Source organism: Streptomyces bungoensis (assembly GCF_001514215.1).
In the GTDB taxonomy this organism is placed as follows: domain Bacteria; phylum Actinomycetota; class Actinomycetes; order Streptomycetales; family Streptomycetaceae; genus Streptomyces; species Streptomyces bungoensis.
In genome coordinates, this window is the sequence record NZ_KQ948853.1 from 577,716 (window position 1) to 586,509 (window position 8,794).

8 protein-coding genes are annotated in these 8,794 nt (G+C 72.1%); 7 read left to right on the forward strand and 1 reads right to left on the reverse strand.

Going from position 1 to position 8,794, the window contains the following annotated elements:
* The first annotated feature begins 35 nt into the window (after positions 1 to 35).
* From AQJ66_RS37125 to AQJ66_RS10210, 6 genes are all read left to right on the forward strand, one after another.
* Positions 36 to 206 carry a Trm112 family protein gene (locus tag AQJ66_RS37125; RefSeq protein WP_079060162.1) on the forward strand — a complete coding sequence of 57 codons (171 nt, stop codon included), beginning with the start codon at positions 36 to 38 and terminating at the stop codon, positions 204 to 206.
* 69 nt (positions 207 to 275) lie between these two features.
* Positions 276 to 1,403, forward strand: coding sequence for an SIS domain-containing protein (locus AQJ66_RS10190; RefSeq protein WP_061919311.1), 1,128 nt, complete (start codon positions 276 to 278; stop codon positions 1,401 to 1,403).
* A gap of 133 nt (positions 1,404 to 1,536) precedes the next feature.
* The gene (manA, locus tag AQJ66_RS10195) at positions 1,537 to 2,688 is read left to right on the forward strand and encodes a mannose-6-phosphate isomerase, class I (RefSeq protein WP_061919314.1); all 1,152 of its coding nucleotides are present in this window, start codon (positions 1,537 to 1,539) and stop codon (positions 2,686 to 2,688) included.
* A 137-nt stretch (positions 2,689 to 2,825) separates the two neighbouring features.
* The gene (locus AQJ66_RS10200) at positions 2,826 to 3,806 is read left to right on the forward strand and encodes a cation diffusion facilitator family transporter (RefSeq protein ID WP_061919316.1); all 981 of its coding nucleotides are present in this window, start codon (positions 2,826 to 2,828) and stop codon (positions 3,804 to 3,806) included.
* Between the two features lie 280 nt (positions 3,807 to 4,086).
* A complete protein-coding gene (ahcY, locus tag AQJ66_RS10205; RefSeq protein WP_061919318.1) occupies positions 4,087 to 5,544 on the forward strand; it encodes an adenosylhomocysteinase in 1,458 nt (485 codons plus the stop codon).
* Positions 5,545 to 5,711: 167 nt separating this feature from the next.
* Complete coding sequence (locus AQJ66_RS10210) at positions 5,712 to 6,326, forward strand: hypothetical protein (RefSeq protein WP_061919320.1); 615 nt, start codon at positions 5,712 to 5,714, stop codon at positions 6,324 to 6,326.
* 43 nt (positions 6,327 to 6,369) lie between these two features.
* On the opposite strand, the gene AQJ66_RS10215 is transcribed toward AQJ66_RS10210, so the two are convergent.
* Complete coding sequence (locus tag AQJ66_RS10215) at positions 6,370 to 7,344, reverse strand: RDD family protein (RefSeq protein ID WP_061919322.1); 975 nt, start codon at positions 7,342 to 7,344, stop codon at positions 6,370 to 6,372.
* Between the two features lie 142 nt (positions 7,345 to 7,486).
* On the opposite strand from AQJ66_RS10215, the gene AQJ66_RS10220 reads away from it, so the two are divergent.
* Positions 7,487 to 8,494, forward strand: a complete 1,008-nt coding sequence (locus tag AQJ66_RS10220) for a stage II sporulation protein M (protein ID WP_061919324.1) — start codon at positions 7,487 to 7,489, stop codon at positions 8,492 to 8,494.
* The last annotated feature ends 300 nt before the right edge of the window (positions 8,495 to 8,794 follow it).

The following is an 8,794-nucleotide window of genomic DNA, read 5'->3' on the forward strand; positions in this document are numbered from 1 at the left end:
CAGCACAAGCCCACACCCGCCCGAAGGGACCCGCCATGCCGCTCGAAGCCGGCCTCCTGGAGATCCTCGCCTGCCCGGCCTGCCACGCCCCCCTCAAGGAGCAGGACACCGAGCTGATCTGCACCTCCCAGGACTGCGGTCTGGCCTACCCCGTCCGCGACGGCATCCCGGTCCTGCTCGTCGACGAGGCCCGCCGCCCGGCGTAACGACGCGCCGCGCCTCGTCACGACGAGGCACCCACCTCAAGGACCCCCGGCGATCGGAGTCTGCCGCCCATGCTCGACGAATCGCTGCTCGACACCCCGGAGGGCCTCGCCGAGGCGGACCGCCGGGGTCTCCTGCGCGGCGCCGCCGAGGCCGGCGCCCGCGTCCGCACCGCCGCCCGGCACGCCGCCGAGGCCGGTGTCGGCGACCTCAAGCCCGACGGCCGCCCCCGCTCGGTCCTCATCGCGGGACCCGGGGCCGCCGCCACCCACACCGCGGACCTCCTGGGCACCCTGGCCGGGCCCGGCAGCCCCGTCATCCGGCTGGCACCCACCGGCGTCGCCCCGGCCGCCGGCGCCCTGCGCTGGGAGCTGCCGGGCTGGGCCGGCTCCGTGGACCTGCTGCTGATCGCCACCCCGGACGGCACCGAACCCAGCCTGTCCCTGCTCGCCGAGCAGGCCTACCGCCGCGGCTGCTCGGTCGTCGCCGTGGCCCCGGCCCGCACCCCGCTCGCCGACGCTCTCGCCGCCGCGCACGGGCTCTTCGCGGCGATGGCGACAGCGCCGTACGACCAGGAGGAACCCCTCGCCGCGTCCTCCCCGGGCGTCTTCTGGGCGCTGCTCACCCCGCTCCTGGCGGTCCTGGACCGGATCGGCCTGGTCAGCGCTCCGCCGGACGCCCTGGAGAAGGTCGCCGACCGCTTGGACGGTGTCGCCGAACGCTGCGGTCCGGCCATCGCCACCTACAGCAACCCGGCCAAGACGCTCGCTGCGGAACTCGCCGACGCGCTCCCCGTGGTGTGGACCGAAGGCACCTCCGCGGGCCCCGCGGGGCGCCGTTTCGCCGCCGCCCTCGCCGAACTGGCCGGCCGGCCCACCCTGGTCGCCGAACTCCCGGAGGCACTGGCCGCGCACAGCGCCCTCCTGGCCGGCCCGCTCGCGGCCAGCGCCGACCCCGACGACTTCTTCCGCGACCGCGTGGAGGAGCCGCCCGCGCTGCACGCGCGCGTGGTGCTCCTGCGCGACCGCCCGATCGGCGGCATCAGCGCCGCCCCCGCCGCCCGTGACCTGGCCCTCAGCCACGACACGCCGATCAGCGAACTCGAACCGGAGGAGGGCGGCGAACTGGAGACCCTCGCGGAACTGATCGCCGTCACGGATTTCGCCGCCGTTTACCTGGCGCTCGCTTCCGGCGCCTGATCTAGCTCCAGACCGCCGCGCCGGGCACGCCCGGCCGCCCGGGCCGACCGGGCGGCGGCCGGCGCCCGCCACCGGCACCCGACCCGGCAACGGCGCCGGCCGAGCAGCGCACGTACGGAGACAGAGAAGAGACATGGACCGCCTCGACAACACCGTCCGCCCCTACGCCTGGGGTTCCCCCACCGCCATCCCGCACCTCCTCGGCGTCGAGCCGACCGGCGAACCGCAGGCGGAGATGTGGATGGGCGCCCACCCCGGCGCACCCTCGCGCACCGCGCGCGGGACGCTCGTCGAGGTCGTCGACGCCGGCCCCGAACGTGAACTGGGCGCGAAGGCGGTCGCGAAGTTCGGCCCCCGGCTGCCGTTCCTGCTCAAGATCCTCGCCGCCGGCGCCCCGCTCTCCCTCCAGGTGCACCCGGACCTGGCGCAGGCCAGGGAGGGGTACGCCGACGAGGAGCGCCGCGGCATTCCCGTCGACGCCCCGCACCGCAACTACAAGGACGCCAACCACAAGCCCGAACTGATCTGCGCCCTCACCGAGTTCGACGGCCTGTGCGGATTCCGCGACCCCGCCCAGGCGGCCGACCTGCTCGCCGGCCTGGGCGTCGACTCCCTCAAGCCGTACGTCGACCTGCTGCACGCCCACCCCGAGGACGCGGCGCTGCGCGAGGTCCTCACCGCCGTGCTCAGCGCCGACCCCGAGGAGATGGCCCGCACCGTCGCCGAGGCCACCGCCGCCTGCGCCCGCCTGGGCGGCGCCTACGCCCCGTACGCCGGCCTCGCCCACCACTACCCGGGCGACCCCGGCGTCATCGCGGCCATGCTGCTCAACCACGTCCGCCTGCAGCCGGGCGAGGCACTCTTCCTCGGCGCCGGCATCCCGCACGCCTACCTGAGCGGCCTCGGCGTCGAGATCATGGCCAACTCCGACAACGTCCTGCGCTGCGGCCTGACCCCCAAGCACGTCGACGTCCCCGAACTCCTGCGCGTCGTCCGCTTCGAGGCCCGCGACGCGGGCGTCCTGCGCCCCGAGGCCTCCCCGGACGGCGAGGAGGTCTACGAGACCCCGATCGACGAGTTCCGGCTCTCCCGGTACGTCCTCCCCGAGGGCGGCGCCACCCACGACCTCACCCGGGAGACCCCGCAGATCCTGCTGTGCACCGCCGGTGCCGTCCGGGCGGGCGAACACGAGCTCGGCCCCGGTCAGTCGGTGTTCGTCCCGGCGAACGAGAAGGCCGAGCTGTCGGGCACCGGAACCGTCTTCCGCGCCACTGTGATCGTATGACCGCGACTGTGGACGCCTGACGCGTCGCCGTCCGGCCGGGCTGCAAGAATGGCCCACCGGCAAGGCAAAAGCGCGGCAAAAACGGGCACACGCCTGGACGGCGTAGACGGACGACGGCGAAGGGACAACGCGGAGACATGAGCGCGTCAGGCGGGACCAGGGCGATCGTGGCGGCACTCGGCGCCAACCTCGCGATCGCGGCATCGAAGTTCGTCGCGTTCGCCTTCAGCGGCTCCTCCTCGATGCTCGCCGAGGGCGTCCACTCGCTCGCCGACTCCGGCAACCAGTTCCTGCTGCTGATCGGCGGCAAGAAGGCCCAGCGTGAGGCGACCCCGCAGCACCCCTTCGGTTACGGCCGCGAGCGGTTCATCTACGCCTTCCTCGTGTCGATCGTCCTGTTCTCCATCGGCGGCATGTTCGCCATCTACGAGGGTTACGAGAAGATCGCCCACCCGCACGAACTGAAGAACTGGTACTGGCCGGTGGGCGTCCTGCTGTTCGCCGTCATCGCCGAGGGCTTCTCCTTCCGCACGGCCATCAAGGAGTCCAACGAGCTGCGCGGCAAGCTCTCCTGGGCCCAGTTCATCCGCCGCGCCAAGGCGCCCGAGCTGCCCGTCGTCCTGCTGGAGGACTTCGGCGCGCTCATCGGTCTGGTCCTCGCCCTCCTCGGCGTCGGCCTCGCCGTGCTCACCGGCGACGGCGTCTGGGACGGCATCGGCACCGTCTGCATCGGCGTCCTGCTCGTCCTCATCGCCCTCGTCCTGGCCGCCGAGACCAAGTCGCTCCTGCTCGGCGAGGCCGCCGGCGCCGACGTGGTCAAGCGGATCGAGAGCGCGACGGTCGACGGTGACACGGTCACCGGCGTCATCCACATGCGCACCCTGCACCTCGGCCCCGAGGAGCTGCTGGTCGCCGCCAAGATCGCCGTCCAGCACGACGACACGGCCGCCGAGGTGGCCCAGGCCATCGACGCGGCCGAGGCCCGCATCCGCGCCGCCGTCCCGATCGCCCGCGTCATCTACCTCGAGCCGGACATCTACAGCGAGGCCGAGGCCGTCAAGGGCCCGGACCGGGAGGCGACCCCCGGCGGTCCCACCCCGCACGCCACCGGACACTGAGCTCCGCGTGACGTGCCCCGGATCACCTGATCGACGCGAACCGTTCGCAGGCGGACTGGGGGCCGCCCGGCCCTCCGGTGTAGCTTGGGACGGAGCCAGACGTCGCTGCTGATGGCGGTCGGGCGGTCCCGGAGTGGGGACCACCGAGGGAGAGAGGGCCTCCGACGGACTGCGCTGCGCGTACGCGGGCATGCCTGTGTCCTCTTCTCGGGCACCCCTGTGTCCGCCGCCGCGCAGACCAGCCGTACCCACCTCGACCCAACCCCGAGGAGCAGCTCGCATGACGACTGTCGACAACCGACAGGACTTCAAGGTCGCCGACCTCTCCCTGGCCGAGTTCGGCCGCAAGGAGATCACCCTCGCCGAGCACGAGATGCCGGGCCTGATGGCGATCCGCAAGGAGTACGCCGAGGCCCAGCCCCTCGCCGGCGCCCGCATCACCGGCTCCCTGCACATGACCGTGCAGACCGCCGTCCTCATCGAGACCCTGGTCGCCCTCGGCGCCCGGGTCCGCTGGGCCTCCTGCAACATCTTCTCCACCCAGGACCACGCGGCCGCGGCCATCGCCGTCGGCCCCGACGGCACGCCCGACAACCCGCGGGGCGTCCCGGTCTTCGCCTGGAAGGGCGAAACCCTGGAGGAGTACTGGTGGTGCACCGAGCAGGCGCTGACCTGGCCCGACAGCGCCACCGGCGGCCCGAACATGATCCTCGACGACGGCGGTGACGCCACCCTCCTCGTCCACAAGGGCGTCGAGTACGAGAAGGACGGCAAGGTCCCCGGCCTGGAGACCGCCGAGTCCGACGAGCACCGCGTCATCCTCCAGCTGCTGCACCGCACCCTGGGGGAGAACCCCCAGAAGTGGACCCAGCTCGCCTCGGAGATCCGCGGCGTGACCGAGGAGACCACCACCGGCGTCCACCGCCTGTACGAGATGCAGCGCGACGGCGCCCTGCTCTTCCCGGCGATCAACGTCAACGACTCCGTCACCAAGTCGAAGTTCGACAACAAGTACGGCTGCCGCCACTCCCTGGTCGACGGCATCAACCGCGCCACCGACGTCCTGATCGGCGGCAAGACCGCCGTCGTCTGCGGCTACGGCGACGTCGGCAAGGGCTGCGCGGAGTCCCTGCGCGGCCAGGGCGCCCGCGTGATCATCACCGAGATCGACCCGATCTGCGCCCTGCAGGCGGCGATGGACGGCTACCAGGTCACCACCCTGGACGAGGTCGTCGAGACCGCCGACATCTTCATCACCACGACCGGCAACAAGGACATCATCCTGGCGTCGGACATGGCGAAGATGAAGCACCAGGCGATCGTCGGCAACATCGGTCACTTCGACAACGAGATCGACATGGCCGGCCTCGCCAAGATCCCGGGCATCGTCAAGGACGAGGTCAAGCCGCAGGTCCACACCTGGAAGTTCCCCGACGGCAAGGTCATCATCGTGCTGTCCGAGGGCCGCCTGCTGAACCTGGGCAACGCCACGGGCCACCCGTCGTTCGTGATGTCCAACTCCTTCGCGGACCAGACCCTGGCCCAGATCGAGCTGTTCACCAAGCCCGACGAGTACCCGACCGGCGTCTACGTGCTGCCCAAGCACCTCGACGAGAAGGTCGCCCGCCTCCACCTGGACGCGCTCGGCGTGAAGCTCACCAAGCTCCGCCCCGAGCAGGCCGCGTACATCGGCGTGGAGGTCGACGGCCCCTTCAAGTCGGACCACTACCGCTACTGAGCCGCACCCGCGTCTCAGCCAGGTCCCCGAGGCAGGCCCCCGCACCCCCGTGCCGGGGGCCTGCCCCTTTGGCCGGACCGACCGCCGCGCCCGCCGGGCCGGCCGTCACACCGACCCGACCGATCCGCGGCGGCGACCCGACCCGCCCGTCACGACCCAGGACCCCCATGCCCCGCGGCCGATATTCGCTCCACGATCCGCACGATCACACCCCCCTCTACGAAGAGCACTTCCAGTGCGCCCCAGGCCCCTCCGGCTGGCGCTACGTCTCCCAGATCACCACCCCCACCGGTGACCACCACGGCTCCGTCGACCTCGCACTCGACGAACTCGGCCGCCCGCTCCGGCTGGAACTGCACGCGGGCGGCTGGCAGGTGCGCGGCGCCGCCCTCGACGGCGTCACCTGGGTCCGTACCGACCCCACCGGCACCGATGCCACCGAAGGCAATGTGCGCGCCCACGCCTTCACCGGCACCTCCCCCGCGTTCCTCGTCGCCACCGCCCGGCTCCTGCGCCTCACCCCCTCCGCCGCCGCGACCCGCGTACGCCTCGTCGCCTTCACCGACCCGGTCCTCGCCCCCCGCACCGTGGACCAGTCCTGGGCCTTGGTGAAGAGCGAAGCACACGCCACTGACAACGGCCCCCTGACCGTGGACGAATACCAGGTCACAGCCCTGGACACCGGGGAACGGCAGACCGTGCACATCGCCGGGGACGTGGTCCTGGCGGCGCCCGGAATCGAGCTGGAGGACCTTCAGTCACCGCCGTCGAGCTTCGCCTGAGCACCGAAGCCGGCCGCGCCGACGCGACACCGGCCCCGCCGCTCTAGGCGGGCGGCGCAAACCCCGTGGAGCCGGAGCCGGAGCCGGAGCCGGGACCAGAACCTGATCCGGAACCGTTGGCCGGGCGAGCGGACGGCGGCTGGGGCTGAGTCCGGGGCAGGGGCGCTTGCTCCTGGTGCTGCGGCTGGGACCAGGCAGGCGGACGAGGGCCGGACGGAGCCGCAGCCGGCGTGACACCGGAAGGCGCCCCGCCCACCGGGGCCTGAGCCGCTCCGCCGAACGCCTGCCGGGCATCGCGCGTCTGCCGCTCGTGGACCACCGCTGCCAGGAAGGCGGCCGGGTGCACGCCCTGCGGCGCCGGAGCCCCCGTACGGGCCGCGACGTCGGCCGCGAGCCGCTGCGCCATGTCCCAGGACACCTGCGGATCGAGCTGCTGCATCCGCGTCAGGTACTGCCGGACCGCGAGCCACAGCGGGTCCGGGACGGCAGACAGGTCCAGCGAGGAGAACTGCCCGGCCAGCCCCGGAGGCGGCGGAGGCACGAGACCGACCCGCGCCACCGGTACCCGCTCCCGGACGACGAGCGTCCCCGCGAACACGTCCCCGAGACGCCGCCCCCGTGCCGACACCAGCGAGGCGATGCAGGCCACCACACCGAACGTCATCAGGATCTCGACCACCCCGATCGCGCCCCGCACCAGGGCGTGCCGGAACCGGATGGGCCCGCCGTCGTCCCGGACCACCCGCAGCCCGAACGCCAGCTTCCCCAGCGAACGGCCGTGGCTGAGCGTCTCCACCGCGACCGGCCCGCCGACCAGCACCAGCAGGAAGGTGGCGATCGACAGGGCGACCTGAGCGGCGTCGTCCAGGGAGGAGGTCGTCGCGACCAGCGCGATGCTCAGACCGATGTACACGACCATGGCCACGATCAGGTCGAGCAGGACGGCCAGCGCCCTGCTCGGCAGCTTGGCAGGCCGCAGTTCGAGCGCCACCGCCTCGCCGGTCACCAGCTCACTCACGCCTGCCGCCCTTCCCCGCGTCTGCCCCGTGGACCGCAAGTCTGCCAAGCTGAGGGCGCATCGCGTCGCAGTAGGACAAGCTGACAGCATCACGAGCATCCACGACGAGCAGTGGAGACCAGCCGAGGAGCAGGCAGACCCGATGGACCTGGACGTCTTCGTCTCCGCCCACCGAGCCGAGTGGGACCGCCTCGACGCCCTGCTCCGCCGGCGGCGCCGTCTCACCGGCGCCGAGGCCGACGAACTCGTCGCGCTCTACCAGCGCACCGCGACCCACCTGTCCCTCATCCGGTCCAGCGCCCCCGACCCGCAGCTGACGGGCCGGCTCAGCCAACTCGTGGCCCGCGCGCGCAGTGCCGTCACCGGCACCCGCCGGGCCTCATGGCGCGACGTGACGCGCTTCCTGGGCCAGGGTTTCCCCGCCGCGGTCTACCGCGCGCGTCACTGGTGGGTGCCCACCGCACTCGTCTCCACCGCCGTGGCGATCCTCCTGGGCTGGTGGATAGGCACCCACCCGGAGGTGCAGTCGACCATCGCGGCCCCCAGCCAGCTGCGCGAGCTGACCCGCCCGGGCGGCGAGTACGAGACGTACTACTCCAGCCACCCGGCGGCCTCCTTCGCCGCCCAGGTGTGGACCAACAACGCCCAGGCCGCCGCGATGTGCCTGGTCCTGGGCATCTTCCTGGGCCTGCCCGTCCTGCTGATCCTCTTCACGAACATGCTGAACCTGGGCATCGGCATCGGGCTGATGTCCTCCGCCGGCCGCCTGGACACCTTCCTGGGCCTGGTCCTCCCGCACGGCCTGCTCGAACTGACCGCGGTCTTCGTCGCGGCCGGCACCGGCCTCCGCCTCGGCTGGACCCTCATCGACCCGGGCCCCCGCACCCGCCGCGCCGCACTCGCCGAGGAGGGCCGAGCCGCGGTGGGCATGGCGATCGGCCTCGCGCTGGTCCTCTTCGTCTCCGGTGCGATCGAAGGCTTCGTCACCCCCTCCGGTCTGCCCACCTGGGCCCGCATCGGCATCGGCGTGACCGTCGAGCTGGCGTTCCTGGCGTACGTCTACGTCCTCGGCGGACGCGCGGTACGCGCCGGCGAGACGGGCGACGTCGAAGCAGCCGAACGCAGCTCCGCCGCACCGACGGCCGCCTGATGTGCATCGGGGCCCCGTGAGCTGCTACTGTCCTCTTCGCCCCGGAAGAGCCGTTGACACGGACCGACTGGGGAGGTAGATTCAAACAGTTGCCTGGAGCTGGACAGGTCCGGGCCGATCGTGAGAATCTACGTAGCTTCCAAGAAGTCGCGATGCGCTTCCAGAGAAGCACCTTCCGAAAACTCAGAATTGAGTGGCTGGTCAGACCGGCCGAGAACTTCTGATAAAGTCGGAACCGCCGGAAAGGAAACCGCGAAAGCGGAAACCTGGAAAGCACCGAGGAAATCAGGTCGAGAAAAG

Bases quoted from the DNA above. Each gene is read 5' to 3' on its own strand.
- ahcY (WP_061919318.1), top strand. From the start codon at position 4,087: ATGACGACTGTCGACAACCGACAGGACTTCAAGGTCGCCGACCTCTCC.
- AQJ66_RS10190 (WP_061919311.1), top strand. From the start codon at position 276: ATGCTCGACGAATCGCTGCTCGACACCCCGGAGGGCCTCGCCGAGGCG.
- AQJ66_RS10200 (WP_061919316.1), top strand. From the start codon at position 2,826: ATGAGCGCGTCAGGCGGGACCAGGGCGATCGTGGCGGCACTCGGCGCC.
- AQJ66_RS10210 (WP_061919320.1), top strand. From the start codon at position 5,712: ATGCCCCGCGGCCGATATTCGCTCCACGATCCGCACGATCACACCCCC.
- manA (WP_061919314.1), top strand. From the start codon at position 1,537: ATGGACCGCCTCGACAACACCGTCCGCCCCTACGCCTGGGGTTCCCCC.
- AQJ66_RS10220 (WP_061919324.1), top strand. From the start codon at position 7,487: ATGGACCTGGACGTCTTCGTCTCCGCCCACCGAGCCGAGTGGGACCGC.
- AQJ66_RS37125 (WP_079060162.1), top strand. From the start codon at position 36: ATGCCGCTCGAAGCCGGCCTCCTGGAGATCCTCGCCTGCCCGGCCTGC.